The following is a 21128-nucleotide window of genomic DNA, read 5'->3' on the forward strand; positions in this document are numbered from 1 at the left end:
TATTTAAACCTCCTCAGCGACCGATAAGTTCTCATTTTCCAGAATGTTGCTGTCTTCATCAAGTCCGAAAGCGACATTTTTTTCAATCCATTTTCTTCTCGGTTCAACCTTGTCGCCCATTAGTGTCGTCACGCGCCGTTCTACACGGGCCGCATCATCGATTTTTACCCTGACGAGCGTCCGTGATTCCGGGTTCATTGTCGTTTCCCACAGCTGATCAGCGTTCATTTCGCCAAGACCTTTATATCGCTGGATTGTATATCCTTTTCCGACCTTTTTCAGGACATCGTCCATTTCTTCATCAGACCAAGCGTATTCAATGATCTCTTTTCTGCCTGAGCCTTTGCTGACTTTATAAAGCGGAGGAAGTGCAATAAACACTTTTCCGTGTTCGATCAGAGGCTTCATATAGCGGTAGAAAAAGGTCAGCAGCAACACTTGGATATGGGCGCCGTCTGTATCGGCATCCGTCATGATGATGACTTTATCGTAATTGATATCCTCGATGTCAAAATCGGCGCCGACACCTCCGCCGATCGCATGAATAATCGTATTGATCTCTTCATTTTTAAAGATATCGGCAAGCTTTGCTTTTTCTGTGTTGATGACTTTCCCGCGAAGCGGCAGGACGGCCTGGAATTTCCGGTCCCTTCCCTGCTTGGCGGAACCGCCCGCAGAATCCCCCTCAACAAGGTACAATTCGTTTTTGGCCGGATTTCTCGACTGAGCCGGCGTCAATTTGCCTGAGAGCGTCGCTTCGGATTTCTTTCTTTTTTTCCCGCTTCTGGCCTCTTCCCTTGCTTTGCGTGCAGCTTCCCTCGCCTGTGCCGCTTTGATGGCTTTTTTGACGAGCAAAGTCGCCGTATCTCTGTTTTCCTCCAGAAAATATGCGAGCTGCTCGGAGACGATGGCATCCACCGCAGACCTTGCCTCGCTTGTCCCTAGCTTTCCTTTTGTCTGGCCTTCAAACTGCAAAAGCTCTTCAGGTATGCGGACAGACACAATTGCCGCAAGCCCTTCCCGGATATCTGTGCCTTCTAGATTTTTATCCTTTTCTTTTAAAAGGGCCACCTTTCTCGCATATTCATTGAACGCCCGCGTCATCGCCGTCTTGGCGCCGGATTCATGGGTTCCCCCGTCTTTCGTCCGGACATTGTTGACAAACGAAAGAATGTTTTCAGAATAGCCGTCGTTGAATTGAAAAGCGAAGTCGACTTCGATTCCGTTATGCTCTCCTTCAAACGACACCACTTCAGACAATGCGTCTTTTTCTTCATTTAAATATGCGACAAAAGCTTCAATCCCATTTTCGTAAAGAAACGTTTCACGTACTTGGTGGCGTTCATCGATCAATTCAATTTTTAAGCCTTTTAATAAAAAGGCGGATTCTCTCAGCCGCTCCGCAAGCGTTTCAAAGTTATACGTTGTCGTGCTGAACATCTTCGGGTCCGGCTTGAAATGAGTCAGGGTGCCGGTTTTTTTCGTCGTTCCGATTTTTTCAAGGGATGTTGCCGGCTTCCCGCCGTTTTCGAAACGCTGCCTGTATATATTGCCGTCCCGTTCGATCGTCACGGTCAGCCATTCGGACAGGGCGTTTACGACAGATGCCCCGACGCCGTGAAGGCCGCCGCTCGTTTTATAGCCGCCCTGGCCGAATTTTCCCCCGGCGTGGAGCACGGTCAAAATGACTTCGGGCGTCGGCTTGCCGAGCTTATGCATTCCTGTCGGCATTCCTCGGCCTCTGTCCTGCACCGAAATGCTGTTGTCTTTATGTATTTTTACTATAATGTGATCCCCGTACCCTGCAAGGACTTCATCGACAGAGTTGTCGACGATTTCGTATACGAGGTGGTGCAGGCCGCGGCTGTCCGTTGAACCGATGTACATGCCGGGGCGCTTTCTGACCGCTTCAAGGCCTTCGAGCACCTGAATGGAATCATCATTATAGTCAACCTGCTGTTTTTTAACCAAATGCATAAACCCCTTTCAAACATCAAACATTGCTTATAAAGAATAATACACACTCTAATATATAAATCAAAGCGATATCCGGATGATTTCCCCGCATCGCTTCAAGTGTTGTCAGAAAAATGTCAAAAAATGATGCGGCTGTTGGCACAACCGTCATTTTACACGAATCTCCTGATGCAGCACAAGGCGGCGCAGGTGCGATTGGAAAATCGTTCTTAAAAAAACTGTCCAAGACTTATTGTATCTGTTTCACAACAAATCGCAAACATATTCTTGAATAAAAAAGACAAAAATCCTTGAAATGACAAGGATTTTTGTCTTTTTTAAGCCGATTTGGTCAATGCATGGGCCACTTTTATGCACAAATCCATCACAACTGTATAGCCCTTTTCATTGAGCATCTGATACGCTTCTTCATTGACAAGTCCCTGCTGCGCCCAAAACACATCAGCGTCAATTCTCAAAAATTCCTTGGCTACCTCCGGAAGATGCTCGGACCTTCTGAACACATTCACGATATCAACGTGCCCCTCGATATCCTTTAGCGAGGCAACAGCCTTCACCCCGAGCACTTCGTCGATGGTCGGATTAACCGGGATGATTTCATACCCTGCATCCTGCATCGCTTTTGACACCATATAGGAGGTTCTCTCCGGATTGCCGGAAAGGCCGACGACCGCAATTCGTCTGCTGTTCTCAAGAATGTTTTTGATCTCCTGTTTCGTTGGATTTTCCATTCCGCATCAGCTCCTTTTATATTCAGTTTACATGAAAACATACAGGATATACAAAGTTTTAATAGGATTGGAGCGCATTATCCTGTATGATATATACGGTGCTATTTAACAAAAGCCGCCATGAAGGGTGCCTCTCGTGTTAAAATAAAGAGTAGGGATCATCAAAAAAGGAGAAATGAAATGTTAATTGCTTTATTATTGATTTTAGCCTATTTACTCGGCAGCATTCCATCCGGCTTGATTGTGGGTAAAGCTGCCAAAGGAATCGATATCAGAGAACACGGCAGCGGTAACCTCGGAGCCACCAACGCATTCCGTACGCTTGGAGTCAAAGCGGGTTCGATCGTCATCGCCGCCGATATCTTAAAAGGAACGCTTGCCGCTTTTTTGCCCGCCGCACTGCACGTTGACGTCCATCCTTTGCTGGCCGGCGTTGCAGCCGTCGTCGGGCACATGTTCCCCGTTTTCGCAAAATTTAAAGGGGGAAAAGCGGTCGCTACCTCAGGAGGCGTGATGCTGTGCTATGAGCCTCTCCTGTTTCTCACAATGGTCGCGGTGTTCTTTCTGTTTTTGTTCATCACCAAGTACGTATCGCTGTCTTCTATTTTAACCGGCCTGTATACGACGATATACAGCCTGTTCACAAAGGATCTTTTTTTGGTGGCGGTCGTCGTCGTTCTTACGGTATTTGTCATTTACAGACACAGAACGAACATCAAGAGAATTTTCAACAAAACCGAGCCGAAAATCAAATGGATGTCAGGCAAAAGCCGCTGACGGAACATGATATGTTTATGAATAAACCGAATTATTATATACTAAATAAAACAATCCATAAAAAAGGAGTGCTTTTCTCGTGAATCTGCACATTAATGAAGAGGCGCTTAAGTGGTATAAGGACGAGCTTGATCTGAAAAAAGGAGACCAAGTCCGATTCTTCGTCCGTTACGGTGGATGCAGCAACGTTCAAAAAGGATTTTCCCTCGGGGTATCGAAAGATGAGCCGCAGCAAATCGGAGCAAGCGCCGAAGCGGACGGCATTACGTTTTTCATTGAGGAAAGCGATATTTGGTACTTTGACAACCATGATTTGCGTGTAAGCTATAACGCGTCCGCTGAAGAACCGGTGTTTGAATATCAGTAAAAAAGAACGCTCTATGAAGCGTTCTTTTTTGTTTAAGTTCATCATCGTTCTTCGAGCCGAAAACGTTTGATATGGCTGAACAGCTTTTCTTTTGTTAAAATCTCGATTTGCTTTTGGCCGATTAAATCAAAGTGGGGAAATCCGCTTCTTTGATCGATCCATTCTTTTTTGAGACCGTACTGCTCTCCCCAGGCGGAAAGCTTTTCGACGTTTTGGCAGCCAGCTTTTGTCACAGTGCGGGAATCCGGAAACCTGTCATCGATCCAGTAGTGCGTTAAAAACGCAATCTCGCCGTTTTGGACCGCACGCTTCCATTCATTCAGCTCCTGTCTATTGATTCCAAAGGCCATTTACTTTTTGGCCTCTTCGTATGCCTGATGCCACTCCGGATAAAGCTTCCGGAACTGAAGCGGCTTAAAACTGTCGCGGTCAACGCAAATGTGCGAGCTTGTCCCTTTTACGGCCGTTTCTCCTTCCGGGTTTAAAATCTCATAGCCGTAAACCGTTTTAAAACCGTTGTATTCTTCAATCCATGTATGTACGGTTGCGGTTTCTCCATAGCGAAGCGGTTTTATGTATCGAACGTTGACATCGACGACAGGCGACAAGACGTTGTCTTTTTCCATTTCAGCATAGGAAAAGCCGAGGTCTTTAATCAATGCCGTCCGTCCTACCTCCATCCAAACCAGATAATTCGCGTGGTAGACGACCCCCATTTGGTCTGTTTCGGCGTACCGAACTTCGATTTCTTTTTTTGAGACGTACAAAATCCTCTACTCCCTTATCAAAAAATGTAATCCCATTTTAGCATAAGCAGCCGGTAAAAACACGAATGGCAGCTTTTCCGATCCGCCGCATGCAAAAAACCAGGTTGCCCTGGTTTATTGATCATATCCTTTTTCCCTAGCATCTGCTTCGTCTTGAATTTCGCTGCGCATCGCCTCAATGCTTTCATTTCGGCGTTCGTTTTTTTCGCGGATCTGCTGCTGTTCTTCACCGCTTGCAAAGGACAGCTGCTCTTCTGATTCCTCGATGTTTTCGATCGTATTCTGAACCATGTCCTGAAGCTTTTCAACGTTGTCGCTTCTGTCATCGGGGTTGTGCTTCTGCCCGTTCTCCATTATTCGTATTGCCTCCTTTATTAACAGTTATTCGCCTTTTGTCTGCATGATAATCGGTGTTTCACCTGATTTATCATGCATCTTCTTACCTTTATTGCGCTTATATTCAACCGGCTTTGTCCCAAGATGGCTCGGGGCAAATTTCGCCTGTTTATCATGCTCCCTCGGCATGTCTATCCCTCCTTTTAAGCATTAGGATTCTCAAAAAGAGGCGCAAACATGAACCTAAATTTAAAAAAGTCATTTCAGCCTGAATTTCTCTTCAAGCTTGTCTTCAAGCCGGTCGAGAAATTCCTGATTGGTCAAAAGCTCTTTTTTGTTTTCTGAGACAAGTTCTTCAAATGTGCGCCGATGTGTCTTTTTCATTTTGAATCACCTCCAGATGATTTTCATTTTCGCCATTTTTTTGCAATATAAGCAAAAAGCCGGGATTTTTATAATCCCAGCTTTTCTTCCATTTCTTTTTTTGTCATCGTTCCTAAGACGATGTCTTCGATGATTCCGCTTTCATTTATAATAAATGTCGTCGGATAGGAAAAAATCTCGTATTTTGCATTGATCCCTTCTTGGTCAAGAACGATCGGGTATGTTAACGCAAGGCTGTCAGCAAACGCTTCAACCGCCTTATGGTTTTTCTCCGATGAAGTGAAATTAACGGCCAGTACGGCGATATCCCGATGCTCATTTTGAAGCTGCTGCATATCGGGCATCTCAGTTCTGCAAGGCTTGCACCACGTCGCCCAAAAATTGAGCAGCACTTTTTTTCCTTTAAAGTCGGATAATGAGACATCCTCTCCGCCTTTTAAAGAGGGAAGCGTAAAATCCGGCGCTTTTTCTCCCTTTTCAATCCCGATTTCGGCTTCCTTGTGCATTGCAAAATTCCAAAACGCAAAACCGGCCAACAGAAGAAGGAAGGCTATTGCGAGCGATTTTTTAATCATCGATATCCTCCAAGCATTAAGGCATGTACACCTAAAAAAGAAGAGAAAGCAATCGCTCTCTCTTCCTGACACACAGACTACTGTTTCATTTTGTTGCGGAGAACCATTTGCAGGATTCCGCCGTGGCGGTAATAGTCAATTTCGACTTCGCTGTCGAAGCGAACGACGGCTTCAAACGATTTCACCGTTCCGTCTTCGCTTGTCGCTTTTACCGGAACAAGATCGCGCGGACGCACCGTTTCATTCACATCCACTTCAATCGTTTCTTTTCCTGTCAAACCGAGTGTCTCCGCGTTTTCTCCCTCTTTGAATTGAAGCGGAAGAACGCCCATGAGAACGAGGTTGCTTCTGTGGATTCTTTCAAAGCTCTCGGCGATGACCGTTTTAATGCCGAGAAGGTTCGTTCCTTTTGCCGCCCAGTCACGTGAAGATCCCATTCCGTAATCTTTTCCGGCGATGACGGCGAGACCTGTGCCGCTTTCTTTATACTTCATGCAGGCATCATAAATGGACATGACTTCACCTGTAGGCCAATATGTTGTATATCCGCCTTCTGTTCCCGGAGCAATCTGGTTTTTGATTCTGATGTTGGCGAATGTACCTCTCATCATGACTTCATGGTTGCCCCGGCGTGAACCATATGAGTTGAAATCTCTAGGTGAAACGCCTTTTTCCTGCAGATATTTGCCGGCCGGCGTATCTTTTCCGATTGCTCCCGCAGGAGAAATATGGTCTGTTGTGACGGAGTCTCCGAACTTGCCGACAACGCACAAGCCTTTGAGCGGCTCAACAATTCCCGGCTCAACTGACATGTTTTCGAAGAACGGCGGATTTTGAATGTAAGTCGATTCATCGTCCCATTTGTAAAGGGCTTCATCCGTTGTTTCGATCGCATTCCAGCGTTCATTGTCATCGAAGACGCGCTCATATTCTTTTCTGAACAACTCAGGTGTAACGGTTTGTTTGACGACCGTATTAATTTCGTCCATCGTCGGCCAAATGTCGTTGAAGTATACCTTCTGTCCGTTTTTATCGACCCCGATCGGCTCATTTTTCAAATCGATGTCAACCGTTCCAGCCAGTGCATATGCGACGACAAGCGGCGGTGAAGCAAGATAGTTTCCTTTGACAAGCGGGTGAATACGTCCTTCAAAGTTACGGTTTCCGGAAAGAACGGACGTAATCAAGAGATCGTTCTCAGCTACCGCTTTTTCGATTTCCGGCGCAAGCGGTCCGGAGTTTCCGATACACGTTGTACAGCCGTATCCGACGATGTTGAATCCAAGCTCGCGCAAATAAGGAAGCAGACCGGAGTTGACCAAATAGCCTGTGACGACTTTAGAACCCGGTGCAAGGGATGTCTTCACATAATTAGGTACTGTTAAGCCGAGTTCCACCGCTTTTTTGGCAACGAGCCCCGCCCCGATCAATACATACGGGTTTGACGTATTTGTACAGCTCGTGATTGCCGCAATCGCGATTGCACCCGTTTTCATAACAGCTTCTTCGCCGTTTTCAAGCGCAAACTTGATTTCTTTGTCCGCTTCAGAAGCTTCCAGGCCAAAACCTTGGTTACCTGCAGGGCTGACCAAATGCTTGTGGAACGTTTCCTTCATGTCGGAAAGCGGAATTAAATCCTGAGGACGCTTCGGCCCTGAAAGGTTTGCTTCAACTTTTGACAAGTCGATTTCCACGATATCCGTAAATACAGGATCTTCCTGATCAGGCGTGTAGAACAGTCCATTTTGACGGCAATATTCTTTTACTACCGCAATATGCTCTTCATCGCGGCCTGTTAATCTCATGTATTCGAGCGCCTCTTCATCAACCGGGAAGAAACCGCAAGTTGCGCCGTATTCAGGAGCCATGTTGGCGATCGTCGCACGGTCTGCAAGCGGCAGCTCAGCCACACCCGGTCCGAAGAACTCGACAAATTTGCCGACAACGCCTTTTTCGCGGAGAACCTGAGTCACTTTCAACGCCAGATCCGTAGCGGTCGTGCCGTTTGGAAGCTTGCCGACGAGTTTCGCTCCGATGACTTCAGGTACAGGGAAATAAGAAGGCTGCCCAAGCATGCCCGCTTCGGCTTCAATTCCGCCGACACCCCAGCCGAGAACGCCGATTCCGTTGATCATCGTCGTATGAGAGTCTGTTCCGACGAGCGTATCAGGGTAAGTGACGATTTCTCCGTCTTCTTCGACGGCATGTACGACATTCGCCAAATACTCAAGGTTAACCTGGTGAACGATTCCTGTCGCAGGCGGAACGGCTTGATAGTTGTTAAACGCTTTTTTCGCCCAGCTTAAAAATTTATAACGCTCTGCATTTCTTTCAAATTCAAGATCCATGTTGACGGTCAGCGCATCATCGGTACCGGCTTTGTCAACCTGTACGGAGTGGTCGATGACAAGGTCAACCGGAATTTCCGGATTAATTTTGTCCGGATCTCCGCCGACTTGCGCCATCGCTTTGCGCAATGAAGCGAGGTCTACTACGGCAGGAACACCGGTGAAATCCTGTAAAATAACCCGGGAAGGTTTAAAAGGAACATCAAGGTCTTTTAATTCAGCAGTGCCCCATTTTGCTAAATTTTCAACGTGCTCCTTTGTGATGACTCTTCCGTCGACTTGACGAAGCACAGATTCCAGCAGGACCTTGATGGAATAAGGCAATTTCGACACTTTTCCAATTCCTTGATCCTCTAATGCTTTTAAAGAATAATAGCTGTACATTTTGCCATGTACAGTGAACGTTTTTCTTGACTGAAAAGCGTCTTTTTTTGCGATTTGCTGCTGTTTCGCCATTTCTCCAAAATCCCCCTTTAAAGATCAAGATCATATACCAGAAAAATCGGCATATTTCACCACAATTTTCTCACAATTTAATCTTAAAACAATTTTAAACATAAGTAAATATCAATGTTTTTATTAAATTCAATAAGAAAGCCTTATGCTTGTAAAAAAGTTTATTTTACTGGAAATACATTTTTTTATACAAAGACAAGAACGCGGATATACTACACCCTGAGGTGATAGCATTGTCAAAACGAAAAGCAAATCATGTCATTCCCGGAATGAACAATGCGAAAAGGCAAGGAAACGGCGCCGGCTACATTGAGGATGACCAGCACATCCTGACCGAAGCCGAACGCCAAAACAATAAAAAGCGCAAAACGAATCAATAAAATCCTAAAACAGGAGGTCGGGAATATTGACGAATAAAAACGACGGCAAAGATATGCGCAAAAACGCGCCGAAGGGAGCTCAAGCAGGCCAGCAGCCGGAACCTTTGGACGGGAGCAAAAAGGTGAAAAACCGAAACCACACAAGGCAAAAACACAACTCGCATCACGATATGTAATCGTAAACGCCTGCGGACAAGCTTATGCAGACGCAGGCGTTTCCCTTTTCACAAGTATTCAAAGTGAAGCATACCTTATCATGAAGGCTAGGTATGGAGGAATGCTTCAATGACAAATGCAAAACAGTTCGATTCCTCTGATTTTGAAGAGGAATGGATGAAGCAGTTTTTTGATGACCCCTTTGCCCTGTATGATGAAACCCTTCCCATTGATCTGTATGAGACAAGTACCGAATATATCATTGAAACAGAATTGTCCAACTTCACCCCCTGCAGCCTCCGCATCACGTTTTCCGGTTATGATTTCAAACTTGCTGTCATATCAGACGAACAGGATTACGAAAAAACGATGATGCTTCCTTTTTTTCTGAATGACAAGCAGATTGAAACCGAATGCCAAAACCAAATCCTTTCGGTTAAAATCAGCAAACAAGCAAACAAAGATGAAACATCCGTTTCTTTTCATATTCCTTTTCATGAATAAAAAGGACCCCGGCAGGCTTAGCGACGCTTAGCCCGTGCCGGGGTTTCTCCGTTCACCCGTCAAATATCCTCTAGCAATCCTCCATGGCCGAAAAAGAGAATTGCTATACGATAGACTATGTTCTAGCGGCTCTTTTGATTAGACGGATGCCGCCAATTTATATTATTTTTTCTATGTTCTTCTAAAATGGGTTCATGTACAATAGTCTGTAGATAAAGGAGTGATGATAGATGCTGGAAGGTTGGTTTTTATGGCTGATGCTGCTGTGGATCGTCACGATGATCGTCCTTTTATCGATCGGCGGATTTTTTATGTTTCGCAAATTTTTAAAACGTTTTCCAAAAGAGGACGGAAAGTCAGAGCTTGACTGGCAGGACTACTACATTGAGCAGACGAGGCACATGTGGAAGCAGGAAGAAAAAGAGCTGCTTGAAGAGCTTGTGTCTCCGGTTCCCGAGCTGTTTCGCGACACAGCGAAAGCGAAAATCGCCGGAAAAATCGGCGAGCTGGCTTTAAAAGAAAACGCCGGTTCGATCGATCAGGACTTAATCGTCAGAGGCTATATACTGGCTACCCCGAAAAGGGATCATAAGTTTCTGCTCAAACGCTTGAAGGAAAAAAATATTGACTACTCCCCGTACCATGCGCTATTTAAATAAAATAAAACCTTTCCTGATAAACGGAAAGGTTTTGCTTTAATTGATCTGCATATTGTTTGACGCTTCCAGTTGGTTTGAAAGCTTTCTGAAGGATAAATACATGGCGATCCGCCACGGAACGATCATCCCAAATGCAAGAATCCAAAACATTCCGCTTAACGCCCCGTAGTCGATCGATGTGCTCAAAATGCTTTTCATGACGATTCTGATCAAAAGAAGACCGATCAAAATAAATACAAAGGCTTTGGAACGCTTCAAATAAATTTTATCTTCCCTGATTTCGAATTTTGACGTTTTAATCAAGAAAATCGAAAAAATCATGCCTACAGTAATGGCTTCCAAAAATTCTGCGCCTGTAACGTGAAACACCGGAAATAAAAACATCAATGCGCCTGTGCTCATAAAAATCGGCGGCAATATAATTTTTTTGGCCGTAGCCGGTTTTTCAGATGACTTGATTCTGACGGCCATGACAACGACGGCCATCACGACGGCAAGAATAGATGAAACTACAATCATCATAAAGTATCATCCCTTTATCTTTTTGCAAATTTTTCTACTGTATACTATACTCCAAAACGCAGAAAAAAACCATTCCCGCGGGTTACCCTCGTTTACGCTTTCCCGAGCACAAGCCGGATGGCTTCCATTACTTTTGCTTCCTCAAAAGGCTTGACGATAAAGTCTTTTGCCCCGGCCTCAATCGCCTCTACGACGATCCGCTGCTGACGCATGGCTGTGCACATAATCACCTTTGCCTTCGGCTCGATTTGAATCATTTCCTTTAACGCTTCGATTCCGTTTTTCACAGGCATCGTAATATCCATGATGACAAGGTCCGGTCTGAGCTCTTCATACAGCAATACGGCCTCCTCGCCATTTTCGGCTTCCCCTGCGACATGAAAATCTTCCGCTTCGAGAATTCCCCTTATTTTATCTCTCATGAATTTTGCATCATCAACAATTAAAACCCTTGTCATACTCCCCTCCATTATCACAGTCCAGTTTATTATAACAAAAAACGGCCACCCTCTAAAAAAGATACTAAAAGCCTCTAAAATCGCCGAACAGCTCCGATAACACGATGATGATTTTCGTCATCCAATCAAAAAACAGGAGGATTCCGATCAAAATCATTGCAACGCCTCCGATCTTCATGATCAGAAGCTGATGCTTCCTGAGCCATTTAACTTTTGAGATAAAAAAGGACAGAAGCAAAAAAGGCAGGCTGAATCCGAGTGCATACAGCAGCATATACGGCACCGCAGATACCGGATTGCTCCCTGCCAGCGCGATTACGGCAGCTAATATCGGACCCGTACACGGCGTCCAGCCGGCTGCAAACGCCATCCCAATGCCGACGGAGCCCAATAAACCGCCCGGCTTGTTTTTAAAGTGAAGCCGCCTCTCTTTCATTAAAAATTCAGGCTTGAACACACCCAATGTGACAAAACCGAAAAAAATGATCAATATGGCTCCAAGCTGCCTGATCAAATTGTGGTAATCCTTAAAAAAGGAGCCGACAAGCGATGTACTGTAGCCTAAGGCAACAAAAATAACCGAAAAGCCGATCAGGAAAAAGACCGTATGCAGCAGGCTTCTTTTTTGCAGCATCATTCTGTCCGAATGGATGTCACTCATGCTGACGCCGGTGATATAGGATAAAAATGCCGGATACAGCGGCAGGCAGCAAGGCGAAATAAAAGATAGGAATCCTGCGCCGAAAGCCAGAACATAATTAATATCTGTCATTCTCTTTCTCCCTTCCATTTCCAGGAATATCATGCAAGAAAAACATCTACTATGACAATTACATTTCAATTTTCTAACATATCACCAAAAAAGATATAGTCTTTCCGAATTTCTTTATGTAATCGATTTTTGGCTATTTACCCTTCCCACCTTTTGAATTGAAAAGAAACCTATATATGGATATAATAGCATTTAGTAGGCATCGGAAAAGATGATATACAGAAGAAAGGATAAATTCCTGTGATGAAAGAAAACCTGCTTTATGAAATTGAGGAAAAAAGAAAAGAGTTGCTGCAAATTGTCATGACAAATGGCATGACATCAAATATTACCATTCAGCACAGCCAGCAGCTTGATATCCTTCTTTTAGAATACCAAAAACTATCGCTGAGCGGCAGCACACAATAATTATAGATCAAAATAAAAAACCCAAAAAAAGCGGGTTTTTTATTTTATAACCATGTTTCTTCTATGTCATAATCGCATTTGCATTATTTCGTTTGATTTTCCATGGCTTTCATCATTTGATTAATTTTCTTTTGGGACGGCTTCATGCCCATCTGCATCATCATCATGCGTAACATTTGTTCATTAATTGGCGGATTTTTTTTCAAATAGTTCATCATATATTTACGAGCGATAAAAAATCCTAGTGCAACACCTGCGAGCAAAGCCAAAACGCCCACCAGGATGACAACCCATAAATCCATTTAATTTCCTCCTTCATGTTGTCTCGTATAAAGTGTACTAAACCAAAGGCTATTATACAACATTTACAGTCCAAATTCTTTTTTTTAAATAAAATTTCTTTCTTTTACAGGGTTGAGCCACCCGTATCGTTCCATACCAAAATCCATTGCGAGAAAACAAGGGCTCACTTTCCTCAATATTTCAAAAAAGACGGTTTCGGCATCGAACTTGCCGTTTGCCAAAATTTCGATATATCGGTCTTTCATGATAAAGGAAGCGCTTCCCTCAGGAACGAGCAGCCGATATATGCAGTCGACCTGTGTATAGTCCTCCCGGCTGAGGTTCATTTTAAGCCTTTTGTGAATATGGGAAACCGGAATCGGCTTTGTAATATACTCGATTTGCTTAGCCGTAAGCTGTGACTTTTTCTCCTCAGGGCTTGTCCAATGATATTCATAGAAAAGCTTGAACATGACAGATTCCTTTCCGAAATAGTGGCTCGCAAATTCCTCTTCAATCAAATACGTATAATAATGGCGTTCCATCCCTGTCCCATCCCCCTTTTATCACGATTCTGATGATATGCCTACTATTATACAAAAGGGGGAGAGAAATAATTGTCTGTTGATGATAAGAGAAGGGACTAATTTTGTCGAAAACAAAGAAAAGAGAATGATGAGACGGATCATTCTCTTTTCTATATCATCTTAAATTATTTCTGCAACAGTTTTTTCACGCGGGTTGCCACGTTTTCAGCCGTAAAACCGTATTCCTTCATAATCGTTTCGCCAGGGGCGGATGCGCCGAACCGGTCGATTCCAAGAATGTCCCCTTCAGTGCCTGTGTATCTTTCCCATCCAAACGGAGAGCCCATTTCAATGGCAAGACGCTTCGTCACGTCAGAAGGAAGAACGGCGTTTTTGTACTCGTCTGACTGTTTGTCAAAGCGGTCCCATGACGGAACGCTGACGACAGACACATCAATTCCTTCTTTCCGAAGCTCGCTTTGGGCGTCTATCGCAAGTCCGACCTCTGAGCCGCTCGCAAGCAGGATAGCCGCAGGTTTTTCATTTTGAGATTTTGATACGATATAGGCACCTTTTTCCACGCCTTCATATGCCGCCTCAGCAGTCTGATCGATCGTCGGCAGGTTTTGACGCGTCAAGACAAGCGCAGTCGGCTGGCTTTTCGATTGCATCGCAAGCTTCCAGGCAGCGGCCGTTTCGTTTCCGTCCGCAGGTCTCATGACAGACAAGTTAGGAAGAGCGCGAAGCGATGCAAGCTGTTCAATCGGTTCGTGCGTCGGTCCGTCTTCTCCCACAGCGATGCTGTCATGGGTAAATACGTATGTGACCGGAAGCCCCATTAATGCGGCCAGACGGATCGCCGGTCTCAAGTAGTCTGAGAAGACGAAGAATGTACCCGCAAACACCCGCAGACCGCCATGGAGAGCCATTCCGTTTAAAGCAGCGCCCATGGCAAATTCGCGGACTCCGAACCAAATGTTTCTGCCGGCATAGTCCTTCGCCGAAAAATCTCCGCCGTTTTTGATCGTTGTTTTATTAGAGCCGGCCAAATCGGCAGATCCTCCGAAGAAAAATGGCACTCTCTTTGCGATTCCGTTCAATACATCTCCTGAAGAAGCACGGGAAGCAAGGCTGCTTCCTTTTTCATAGACAGGAATATCTTGATCCCAATCTGCCGGAAGCTCTCCGTTAATCCCTAATTCAAGCTGTTCGGCAAGCTCAGGATAAGCTTTCTTATACTCGGCGAACAGCTCGTTCCATTCCTGTTCTTTGCGTTTGCCCGGTTCTTTTACTGTTTCATTAAAGTGTTCGTACACTTCGGAAGGAACATGAAAATCTTCTTCATATGTCCACTCATATGCTTCTTTCGTCAGTCTAGCCTCTTCTACGCCGAGCGGAGCACCGTGAACGCCTGACGTTCCCGCCCGGTTTGGAGAACCGAAGCCGATTGTCGTTTTTACTTCGATTAATGTCGGCTGCTTGTCATTTTGCTTTGCTTTTTCAACCGCTGCGGTGATTTCGGCAATATTGTTTCCATCTTCAACATAAAGTACTTCCCAGTTCATCGCTTCAAAGCGCTGCTTCACATTTTCGGAGAATGAGCGGTCAAGATCTCCGTCAAGGGAAATATCGTTGGAATCGTACAGCACGATTAAACGGCCGAGATTCAGATGGCCTGCAAGGGAAGCCGCTTCTGAAGAGATTCCTTCCATTAAGTCTCCGTCACCGCAAATACTGTATGTATAATGGTCAACGACACGATATTTTTCACGATTGTAAGTTTCCGCAAGATGGCGTTCTGCAAGCGCCATGCCGACTGCCATTGCGATTCCCTGGCCGAGCGGACCGGTCGTCGCATCAACCCCAGGAGTATGTCCGTATTCAGGATGCCCCGGCGTTTTGCTGTCCCATTGGCGGAAATTCTTCAAGTCTTCCATTGAAACGTCATAGCCGCTTAAATGAAGCATGCTGTACAAAAGCATCGAACCGTGTCCCGCAGACAGCACAAAGCGGTCTCTGTTGAACCAGTTTGGATTTTCAGGGTTCACATTCATCATTTTCGTCCAAAGCGTGTAAGCCATCGGAGCAGCTCCCATCGGCATACCCGGATGGCCGGATTTTGCTTTTTCAATGGCATCTATAGATAATGTTCGTATCGTTGCCACAGACTTTAATTCAATCGTTTTCATTTTAATCCCCTTCCTGTATGTACTCTACTTTCTTATCATAAATCGATGCATCGGATTTCACAACCATTTCAGCTCAAAAGCTGAATGAAAAATCGTGAACAAATGTCATTTGTAGTATATACAAAAAAGGAATACGATATTGACGTATTCCTTTAAATTAATGCAGCCTGCGGTTACTTTTTTCTTTTTTCAGCTTTTCGGGAGTCACATCGTTGCCTTCAGGATCTACAATTGTCACGGTTTTCAACGTATTTTTCATAGATGCGCGGACACCCTTCAAATATTCTTGCCGCAGCTTTTGCTGTTCGGCTTTTTCTTCGTCTGTTAAAGAGCCAGCTTTTGATTTTTTGGCAAGTTCGTTGATTCTGGCTATTTTCTCTTTAGAAATCATGATATGCTCCTTTGTTTTGTTTCACCTTCATACTACTAAATTCAGTCTCGTTTGACAACAGATTCGGCTGCTCCGTCCTCTGTATATTCCTGATAGCGGCGGTGGACGGTAGCTTTGGAAATGCTGTATCCAAAACCTCTCAGGACGGCTGCTATTTCGGCAAACGTCAGCTTGTTTTCCCTCAGCCTGATGATTTCCGAAAGCGGCGCTTCAATCCGCTCCCTCCCGGTTCCTCCGCCCCGGTTTTTTAAGTTCCTTTCCGGGCGGTAGCCGTTTTCGACCGCTTTTTTCATGCCCCTTTTAATTTTCAGGTTATGTATTTTCCGCTGGTATTCCTCCACAATCCCGACAATTTCCAAAACCATTGAGTCGGCTTCAGAAAGCTCCAGCTGTCCTCTATGGGCAAGCGTATATACTTGAACGCCTTCTTTATACAAAAAGTGAAGGAGCGCAATCTTTGCATGCCCTCTGCCCAGCCGCGTGTCGTCCTGGATTAAAACGGCGTCGACATCGGATGTTTTAATCTCCTCAAGCAAATCAAAAACTCCGTCCCTGTCCAGCTCGTACCCGCTCGCTTGTTCGGAAATGACTTTCACGACGGTCATTCCGCGCTCGGCGGCGAGCCTTGCAAGCTCTTCTTTCTGCCGCTTTAAGGAGGTCTCCTGCTCTTCTTTCGCTGTGCTCACCCTGGTGTATATAATCGCATTCACAGAAATCCCCCCGTTCCTTCTAGTCTACAACCGCCAGCTGATACTGATCAGAATGCTGCTTCGTTACCGGCACGACTAAAACATCGCCGGGTTTGATGACAGACGTCGGCAGACCGTTTCGATCCGCAACCCACTCGACGAATTTCTGCTTGTCAGCAGCTGTTCCGCCTTCAATGCGGTCGGCCAGCTCCCATAGCGAATCTCCTTGCTGAACTTCTATTTTAACATATTGCTTGCTTTCTTCGAGCTTAGCGGCAAAAGACAAAAACAGAATACAGGTGCTAATCGCAGCGGTAAATAGACTGACGAAAATCAATGATTCTCTTTTCAATTCGATCACCTCAAGATAGAATGTTTGTTCGCTTTTTGTTCAGTATACATACGAACAAATGTTTCGTCAATCAATTTTTTCGAACCTATGTTTGTACTCAAAGGAAAAACATGCTATAATCTAGCTAAAATCGACGTTTTGAGGTGCAAATCATGACGAAGCTATCAAAAAGACAACTTGATATTTTGCGTTTCATCAAAGAAGAAGTGAAGCGCAAAGGTTATCCGCCTTCCGTCAGGGAAATCGGCGAAGCGGTCGGCCTGGCATCAAGTTCAACCGTACACGGCCACTTGGCACGGCTCGAATCAAAGGGGCTGATCAGAAGGGACCCGACAAAGCCGAGAGCCATCGAAATATTGGACACCGAAGAAGGGGTCCACATTCCGCAAAGCCAGGTTGTGAACGTTCCCGTCATCGGAAAGGTAACGGCCGGAACGCCGATTACCGCCGTCGAAAACATCGAGGAGTACTTTCCGCTGCCGGATCGGCTGGCTCCGCCGGACGAGCATGTCTTCATGCTGGAGATTATGGGGGAAAGCATGATAGACGCGGGAATATTGGACAAAGACTATGTGATCGTAAAACAGCAAAACACGGCAAACAACGGGGATATCGTCGTTGCCATGACCGAAGACGATGAAGCAACCGTTAAACGTTTCTTTAAAGAAGCGACCCACATTCGCCTTCAGCCGGAAAACCCGACGATGGAGCCTATCATTCTCCAAAATGTGACCATCCTTGGAAAGGTCATCGGCGTTTTTCGGACCGTTCATTAATATGCGAGCATCTCTTTTTGGCTGCCGGTTTTCCGGCAGCCTTTTTCTTCACAAAAAAACAGGTTCATGTCCCGCGGGATACGAACCTGAAAAAGAGGAATTCATAATATGCTTACAAATTCATTATCTCGAAAACCATATTTGCTGTCAACAAAAAAGTTGGGCAAAGGAAACTCTTTAAGGGTAATCAAATTCTCTCTGCCGATAAATCAGGCGGATCTTGTTTATTCCCTTACCAGCCGGTACTTGATTAAAATGGCGCGTGTCATCTCTTTCGCCTCCGATCGTTTGCAGCGGATACATACGAGCTGTCACCTGATGTGATAAAAGCCTAACCCGGAGTCAGACAATCTCGTGCCTGTTTTCCATAAAGGGTATAGCTGTCCGTTTCTTTCTGAATCTCATCCGTTTTACGATTTTCATAACGGGCTTATCAAACGGCAGCGATTCTTTGTACGGCTTTTCCATGAAATCCGCTTGTTCGAGCGCGGAAATCTTCACTATTTGATCATAACAAGCGCGATGCCGTATTCATTTTCAGGATTGTATGGGGCGGTTATTTTCATCACCTTCCAGGAGCCTTCGGATGCTCTCGTCCCGATTCCGTTAAGCGCCTTGACGTAATCTCCTTGGCGAACCGTGCCGTCAATCCGGACATAATGCCGGCCCAATAGTCCGACAACATGCCATTCATCCCTTGCAGCCCGCGAAAGATAGCTTTCTTCCAAAACCTCTTGAAAATTAGGATTCTGTTTTGGTACGCGAATCAGCTCCCCTGTTTCTTCATCCATTTTTTCTTCATATACCAATCCGCCGAATTCGTTTGTCAAAAAGCGGCTCTGCCAGGTGAAGCTCGATTCCCCCGATACAAATGCAGCCGTTTCAGACACAACACCCAGCATATCATCGCTTTCTTGAGCGGGCGCGATTTTTTCTCCCCTTAACGCTACGATGATCCCCGTATCGATCTGCTGCCCGTTTTCGCTTTCAAAATACTCTCCGTATCCGCCGGGTAAGGATGATCTTACAGAGCCGGCAAATATGCCGTTCCCATGCAGAGAGTCCAAAAGCCAGTTGATGGTCTGGTATCCGCCTGCCACGGTGTACGGCTCTTCAAGCGTAATGCTCTCAGAGGACAATATCGTTCTCGATACGCTGTTTCCTTTAATATGGGAGTTGTTTGAAGCAGCGATGAAAGCGCGGGAGCCCTCTGTACTTGAACCGCCTGAAGATCCGATGACAGCATTTCTTTCGCCTTTTGCCGTAATATCGCCCGTGCCGGCAATGACGGCGCTCGATTCCTCAAACGCAAAACCTGAGGTGGTGGCAATTTGCGCACCGCCCTTTAAGCTGAGAGGCACCTGCTCATAAGTTTGACCTTTAATGGAAGCTGCCGCATCATATCCGACCGCCTGGACGCCGATGATCACGGCTTGGCTGTTTGGCGATTGGATTCCAACCGTTCCGCTGTCTGCTATCATCGTTCCGTTCATCATATTGACGTTATAAAGCCCGCCGCCGATTGAGATTCCTTTTGGAGCGGAATGATAAATATCGAAGTTTGATATTTTGACATAATCAGTTTTATTGGCTCCGCCGGATAAATTAATATCTACACCGGCCTTTTTAAACCCGCGGATTTTAATCCCGTTGATCGTGATGTTTTGGCTGCGGTACTGTAAAGCCACCACAGGATTGCCGCCATAGTCATACTCGGGATCGCCGATCGCCGTGAATCCGTTGACATATACATTTTTATATGCAGAAACAACGAGCGCCCTCGGCGTCACACCGTCGTAAAGCGGATTGAAGACAGGCTCAACGGCCGTACAGTCGGTGAGCGTGACATCGTACGCTGTGGTGCTTTCCGGATCTGAAGCCTGGTGATGGCCGATATGCCGAAGGTCGAACGCGCGGACATCACGGTAGGAGATATGCCCGATAATATGGACGTTTTGTGAAGCCGGCCACATCTCGTGCGCCTTCACCTCCACCCCGCGGATATTCCCGCTTGTTATGTTATTTAACAGCCAAACGTGTTTGGACCCGTCGTCAATCTCTATCCCGTTGGAGTTGGACATCCCTTCACCATGCTCTGTTCCGCGGGGATTTGCCGAATGGCAGTTAGAGATAAAAACGTATTCGCTGTAATGCGTGGTAATGCCGTCATCCCCTGCGCCATACGCCACACAATGATCAACCCAAATGTATTTGGAACCGTCTTTTGTCCAGTCGGTATCAGGCAGGTGGTCATATGTCGGCGATGTAATATCAATGCCATGAAGTCCCGCATTGACGGCTTCGATATCTTTGATCCAGCCGAATTCGACTTTGGCAAACGTTAAACAGCTTGAATACTGCCCGCCCGGATTTCTCACGCCGCCCTGTCTATCCGGATTCCAGTCTAATGTCATGCCCTGGACAAAAATGTTGCGGTTTCCATTTTCATAGTCATCATTTGTGATCACCCACTCATAGGCCGGGGCGTTTTCGTGAAGCTTAATGACCGTTACGCCTTTGCCCTGTCCGACAAAATACGTCCAGGACGGCAGCTTGATTCCCTGAACAAGATAAACGCCTGCCGGAACGTTTACCTTAACGCATCCTGTGCCGATCGCTTTCTGGAAAGCTTCGGTATTGTCCCTTCCATCAGGGACAGCCCCAAAGTCTTCGACGTTTACTTCCCTGGTGATTTTGCCGAGAAGTTTATGATATTCCTTGTCCAGCCGCTCCTTTAACAGTGAGGTGATCTCTCCTTCGGCCGTCACCCTGGCATCTGTCACTTCAACGCTTTGAGAAGCCCCTGCATGCTGTATCAGATTTTGCATCCTTGCTTTGAGCTGCTCCATTTCTGTTAACGTAATGGAATCCTCACGAAAATGAGACCGCCATCCTGCATGTAGAGACACATCAAAAGGTTTCCTGAATTGAACCATTCTAAAGACACCTCTTTCTTATAATGTAAGCGCTGAAATGGGCGGGAAAGCTTGGCTGAATCTTCGCTAAAGAGCCGGTATGACCGCCCTCTTTGCTTCAATGTTATAAATTGGCTGTCGATGATGAAAACTCCTCCGCCAATAGAAACTGATTTATAAAAAAAGATGGAAAAACCGCTGCCGGCTTCCATCCTTGCCTTTTGAGCTTCAGTTGATTGACGATATCAGCCTCGAGTGCAGCAAGCGGCGTCCTGATCGTACCTTCCCCCCTGTCTGACGGCTGTTTTTGCGGCATCTGTCATCGACAGCTGAGCGGCACCCATCCATTCGATTTGCTCCCCTGCTTTTTGTTCCGGCTTAAACAGCGGATCTGCCGCATTTTGGGCCAGCATCCCCGGATCAATAAAAT

The 21128-nt window shown here is 45.8% G+C and carries 29 protein-coding genes; 8 read left to right on the forward strand and 21 right to left on the reverse strand.

Annotated features, from left to right (window positions below):
• Window positions 1-3: 3 nt before the first annotated feature.
• Together parE and AB447_RS24110 are read right to left on the reverse strand one after the other, a co-directional pair.
• Complete coding sequence (gene parE, locus AB447_RS24105; RefSeq protein WP_048355567.1) at window positions 4-1971, reverse strand: DNA topoisomerase IV subunit B; 1968 nt, start codon at window positions 1969-1971, stop codon at window positions 4-6.
• A 323-nt stretch (window positions 1972-2294) separates the two neighbouring features.
• On the reverse strand, window positions 2295-2708 hold the full coding sequence (locus AB447_RS24110) for a CoA-binding protein (protein WP_048355568.1): 414 nt from the start codon (window positions 2706-2708) through the stop codon (window positions 2295-2297).
• 180 nt (window positions 2709-2888) lie between these two features.
• On the opposite strand from AB447_RS24110, the gene plsY reads away from it, so the two are divergent.
• Window positions 2889-3485 carry a glycerol-3-phosphate 1-O-acyltransferase PlsY gene (plsY, locus tag AB447_RS24115; RefSeq protein ID WP_048355569.1) on the forward strand — a complete coding sequence of 199 codons (597 nt, stop codon included), beginning with the start codon at window positions 2889-2891 and terminating at the stop codon, window positions 3483-3485.
• Window positions 3486-3564: 79 nt separating this feature from the next.
• Window positions 3565-3852, forward strand: a complete 288-nt coding sequence (locus AB447_RS24120) for a HesB/YadR/YfhF family protein (protein WP_048355570.1) — start codon at window positions 3565-3567, stop codon at window positions 3850-3852.
• A 41-nt stretch (window positions 3853-3893) separates the two neighbouring features.
• Here AB447_RS24120 and AB447_RS24125 read toward each other — a convergent pair whose 3' ends face one another.
• From AB447_RS24125 to acnA, 7 genes are all read right to left on the reverse strand, one after another.
• The gene (locus AB447_RS24125) at window positions 3894-4202 is read right to left on the reverse strand and encodes a hypothetical protein (protein WP_048355571.1); all 309 of its coding nucleotides are present in this window, start codon (window positions 4200-4202) and stop codon (window positions 3894-3896) included.
• Entirely contained in the window at window positions 4203-4619 is a 417-nt protein-coding gene (locus AB447_RS24130; RefSeq protein ID WP_046132823.1) for a YbgC/FadM family acyl-CoA thioesterase, read from the reverse strand.
• A gap of 114 nt (window positions 4620-4733) precedes the next feature.
• Window positions 4734-4973, reverse strand: a complete 240-nt coding sequence (gene tlp, locus AB447_RS24135; protein ID WP_048355572.1) for a small acid-soluble spore protein Tlp — start codon at window positions 4971-4973, stop codon at window positions 4734-4736.
• Between the two features lie 27 nt (window positions 4974-5000).
• A complete protein-coding gene (locus AB447_RS24140; RefSeq protein ID WP_006637039.1) occupies window positions 5001-5144 on the reverse strand; it encodes an acid-soluble spore protein N in 144 nt (47 codons plus the stop codon).
• A 69-nt stretch (window positions 5145-5213) separates the two neighbouring features.
• Window positions 5214-5339 (reverse strand): FbpB family small basic protein, encoded by a 126-nt coding sequence (locus tag AB447_RS25570; RefSeq protein WP_065894540.1) that lies wholly within the window; start codon window positions 5337-5339, stop codon window positions 5214-5216.
• 68 nt (window positions 5340-5407) lie between these two features.
• Window positions 5408-5914, reverse strand: a complete 507-nt coding sequence (locus tag AB447_RS24145) for a TlpA family protein disulfide reductase (RefSeq protein WP_048355573.1) — start codon at window positions 5912-5914, stop codon at window positions 5408-5410.
• A 77-nt stretch (window positions 5915-5991) separates the two neighbouring features.
• On the reverse strand, window positions 5992-8718 hold the full coding sequence (gene acnA / locus AB447_RS24150; RefSeq protein ID WP_048355574.1) for an aconitate hydratase AcnA: 2727 nt from the start codon (window positions 8716-8718) through the stop codon (window positions 5992-5994).
• Window positions 8719-8951: 233 nt separating this feature from the next.
• Here acnA and sspO point away from each other — a divergent pair, with 233 nt between their 5' ends.
• From sspO to AB447_RS24165, 4 genes are all read left to right on the forward strand, one after another.
• A complete protein-coding gene (gene sspO / locus AB447_RS24155) occupies window positions 8952-9098 on the forward strand; it encodes a small acid-soluble spore protein O (protein ID WP_046132818.1) in 147 nt (48 codons plus the stop codon).
• Window positions 9099-9124: 26 nt separating this feature from the next.
• Window positions 9125-9274: a small acid-soluble spore protein P gene (locus AB447_RS25575; protein ID WP_065894538.1), complete on the forward strand. Its 150-nt coding sequence runs from the start codon at window positions 9125-9127 to the stop codon at window positions 9272-9274.
• A 109-nt stretch (window positions 9275-9383) separates the two neighbouring features.
• On the forward strand, window positions 9384-9758 hold the full coding sequence (locus AB447_RS24160) for an Hsp20/alpha crystallin family protein (protein ID WP_048355575.1): 375 nt from the start codon (window positions 9384-9386) through the stop codon (window positions 9756-9758).
• A gap of 230 nt (window positions 9759-9988) precedes the next feature.
• Window positions 9989-10417, forward strand: a complete 429-nt coding sequence (locus AB447_RS24165; protein WP_048405968.1) for a DUF2621 family protein — start codon at window positions 9989-9991, stop codon at window positions 10415-10417.
• 36 nt (window positions 10418-10453) lie between these two features.
• On the opposite strand, the gene AB447_RS24170 is transcribed toward AB447_RS24165, so the two are convergent.
• The 3 genes from AB447_RS24170 to AB447_RS24180 form a co-directional block, all read right to left on the reverse strand.
• Complete coding sequence (locus AB447_RS24170; RefSeq protein WP_048355576.1) at window positions 10454-10939, reverse strand: CcdC family protein; 486 nt, start codon at window positions 10937-10939, stop codon at window positions 10454-10456.
• 92 nt (window positions 10940-11031) lie between these two features.
• Complete coding sequence (locus AB447_RS24175) at window positions 11032-11397, reverse strand: response regulator (RefSeq protein WP_048355577.1); 366 nt, start codon at window positions 11395-11397, stop codon at window positions 11032-11034.
• A gap of 64 nt (window positions 11398-11461) precedes the next feature.
• A complete protein-coding gene (locus tag AB447_RS24180; protein ID WP_048355578.1) occupies window positions 11462-12169 on the reverse strand; it encodes a cytochrome c biogenesis protein CcdA in 708 nt (235 codons plus the stop codon).
• Window positions 12170-12412: 243 nt separating this feature from the next.
• Here AB447_RS24180 and AB447_RS24185 point away from each other — a divergent pair, with 243 nt between their 5' ends.
• Window positions 12413-12577, forward strand: coding sequence for an aspartyl-phosphate phosphatase Spo0E family protein (locus AB447_RS24185; protein ID WP_046132812.1), 165 nt, complete (start codon window positions 12413-12415; stop codon window positions 12575-12577).
• Window positions 12578-12660: 83 nt separating this feature from the next.
• Here AB447_RS24185 and AB447_RS24190 read toward each other — a convergent pair whose 3' ends face one another.
• The 6 genes from AB447_RS24190 to yneA all read right to left on the reverse strand — a co-directional run bounded on the left by AB447_RS24190 (window position 12661) and on the right by yneA (window position 17007).
• On the reverse strand, window positions 12661-12879 hold the full coding sequence (locus AB447_RS24190; RefSeq protein WP_003182236.1) for a YneF family protein: 219 nt from the start codon (window positions 12877-12879) through the stop codon (window positions 12661-12663).
• An 84-nt stretch (window positions 12880-12963) separates the two neighbouring features.
• The gene (sirA, locus tag AB447_RS24195) at window positions 12964-13404 is read right to left on the reverse strand and encodes a sporulation inhibitor of replication protein SirA (RefSeq protein ID WP_048355579.1); all 441 of its coding nucleotides are present in this window, start codon (window positions 13402-13404) and stop codon (window positions 12964-12966) included.
• A gap of 167 nt (window positions 13405-13571) precedes the next feature.
• Entirely contained in the window at window positions 13572-15575 is a 2004-nt protein-coding gene (tkt, locus tag AB447_RS24200) for a transketolase (RefSeq protein ID WP_048355580.1), read from the reverse strand.
• Window positions 15576-15732: 157 nt separating this feature from the next.
• Window positions 15733-15966 carry a DUF896 domain-containing protein gene (locus AB447_RS24205; protein WP_048355581.1) on the reverse strand — a complete coding sequence of 78 codons (234 nt, stop codon included), beginning with the start codon at window positions 15964-15966 and terminating at the stop codon, window positions 15733-15735.
• 41 nt (window positions 15967-16007) lie between these two features.
• Window positions 16008-16676: a YneB family resolvase-like protein gene (locus AB447_RS24210; protein ID WP_048355582.1), complete on the reverse strand. Its 669-nt coding sequence runs from the start codon at window positions 16674-16676 to the stop codon at window positions 16008-16010.
• Between the two features lie 19 nt (window positions 16677-16695).
• Complete coding sequence (gene yneA / locus AB447_RS24215; protein WP_048355583.1) at window positions 16696-17007, reverse strand: cell division suppressor protein YneA; 312 nt, start codon at window positions 17005-17007, stop codon at window positions 16696-16698.
• A gap of 152 nt (window positions 17008-17159) precedes the next feature.
• Between yneA and lexA the strand changes: the two genes are divergently transcribed.
• Window positions 17160-17783 carry a transcriptional repressor LexA gene (gene lexA / locus AB447_RS24220; protein ID WP_046132806.1) on the forward strand — a complete coding sequence of 208 codons (624 nt, stop codon included), beginning with the start codon at window positions 17160-17162 and terminating at the stop codon, window positions 17781-17783.
• A gap of 177 nt (window positions 17784-17960) precedes the next feature.
• On the opposite strand, the gene AB447_RS27345 is transcribed toward lexA, so the two are convergent.
• The 3 genes from AB447_RS27345 to AB447_RS26445 form a co-directional block, all read right to left on the reverse strand.
• Entirely contained in the window at window positions 17961-18086 is a 126-nt protein-coding gene (locus tag AB447_RS27345) for a hypothetical protein (RefSeq protein ID WP_269430226.1), read from the reverse strand.
• Window positions 18087-18283: 197 nt separating this feature from the next.
• Window positions 18284-20719: a peptidase G2 autoproteolytic cleavage domain-containing protein gene (locus AB447_RS24225; RefSeq protein ID WP_048355584.1), complete on the reverse strand. Its 2436-nt coding sequence runs from the start codon at window positions 20717-20719 to the stop codon at window positions 18284-18286.
• A 224-nt stretch (window positions 20720-20943) separates the two neighbouring features.
• The coding region (locus tag AB447_RS26445) for a hypothetical protein (RefSeq protein ID WP_172796396.1) at window positions 20944-21128 on the reverse strand (185 nt) is incomplete at its 5' end.

Origin of the sequence: Bacillus glycinifermentans, from assembly GCF_001042475.2 — a bacterium.
In the GTDB taxonomy this organism is placed as follows: Bacteria; Bacillota; Bacilli; order Bacillales; family Bacillaceae; genus Bacillus; species Bacillus glycinifermentans.

What these genes read in the sequence shown, in the direction of transcription:
- AB447_RS24110 (WP_048355568.1), bottom strand. Translation starts at nt 2,708, where the DNA reads ATGGAAAATCCAACGAAACAGGAGATCAAAAACATTCTTGAGAACAGC.
- plsY (WP_048355569.1), top strand. Translation starts at nt 2,889, where the DNA reads ATGTTAATTGCTTTATTATTGATTTTAGCCTATTTACTCGGCAGCATT.
- AB447_RS24125 (WP_048355571.1), bottom strand. Translation starts at nt 4,202, where the DNA reads ATGGCCTTTGGAATCAATAGACAGGAGCTGAATGAATGGAAGCGTGCG.
- tlp (WP_048355572.1), bottom strand. Translation starts at nt 4,973, where the DNA reads ATGGAGAACGGGCAGAAGCACAACCCCGATGACAGAAGCGACAACGTT.
- AB447_RS24140 (WP_006637039.1), bottom strand. Translation starts at nt 5,144, where the DNA reads ATGCCGAGGGAGCATGATAAACAGGCGAAATTTGCCCCGAGCCATCTT.
- AB447_RS25570 (WP_065894540.1), bottom strand. Translation starts at nt 5,339, where the DNA reads ATGAAAAAGACACATCGGCGCACATTTGAAGAACTTGTCTCAGAAAAC.
- AB447_RS24145 (WP_048355573.1), bottom strand. Translation starts at nt 5,914, where the DNA reads ATGATTAAAAAATCGCTCGCAATAGCCTTCCTTCTTCTGTTGGCCGGT.
- acnA (WP_048355574.1), bottom strand. Translation starts at nt 8,718, where the DNA reads ATGGCGAAACAGCAGCAAATCGCAAAAAAAGACGCTTTTCAGTCAAGA.
- AB447_RS24160 (WP_048355575.1), top strand. Translation starts at nt 9,384, where the DNA reads ATGACAAATGCAAAACAGTTCGATTCCTCTGATTTTGAAGAGGAATGG.
- AB447_RS24165 (WP_048405968.1), top strand. Translation starts at nt 9,989, where the DNA reads ATGCTGGAAGGTTGGTTTTTATGGCTGATGCTGCTGTGGATCGTCACG.
- AB447_RS24170 (WP_048355576.1), bottom strand. Translation starts at nt 10,939, where the DNA reads ATGATGATTGTAGTTTCATCTATTCTTGCCGTCGTGATGGCCGTCGTT.
- AB447_RS24175 (WP_048355577.1), bottom strand. Translation starts at nt 11,397, where the DNA reads ATGACAAGGGTTTTAATTGTTGATGATGCAAAATTCATGAGAGATAAA.
- AB447_RS24180 (WP_048355578.1), bottom strand. Translation starts at nt 12,169, where the DNA reads ATGACAGATATTAATTATGTTCTGGCTTTCGGCGCAGGATTCCTATCT.
- AB447_RS24185 (WP_046132812.1), top strand. Translation starts at nt 12,413, where the DNA reads ATGAAAGAAAACCTGCTTTATGAAATTGAGGAAAAAAGAAAAGAGTTG.
- AB447_RS24190 (WP_003182236.1), bottom strand. Translation starts at nt 12,879, where the DNA reads ATGGATTTATGGGTTGTCATCCTGGTGGGCGTTTTGGCTTTGCTCGCA.
- sirA (WP_048355579.1), bottom strand. Translation starts at nt 13,404, where the DNA reads ATGGAACGCCATTATTATACGTATTTGATTGAAGAGGAATTTGCGAGC.
- tkt (WP_048355580.1), bottom strand. Translation starts at nt 15,575, where the DNA reads ATGAAAACGATTGAATTAAAGTCTGTGGCAACGATACGAACATTATCT.
- AB447_RS24205 (WP_048355581.1), bottom strand. Translation starts at nt 15,966, where the DNA reads ATGATTTCTAAAGAGAAAATAGCCAGAATCAACGAACTTGCCAAAAAA.
- lexA (WP_046132806.1), top strand. Translation starts at nt 17,160, where the DNA reads ATGACGAAGCTATCAAAAAGACAACTTGATATTTTGCGTTTCATCAAA.
- AB447_RS27345 (WP_269430226.1), bottom strand. Translation starts at nt 18,086, where the DNA reads ATGTATCCGCTGCAAACGATCGGAGGCGAAAGAGATGACACGCGCCAT.
- AB447_RS24225 (WP_048355584.1), bottom strand. Translation starts at nt 20,719, where the DNA reads ATGGTTCAATTCAGGAAACCTTTTGATGTGTCTCTACATGCAGGATGG.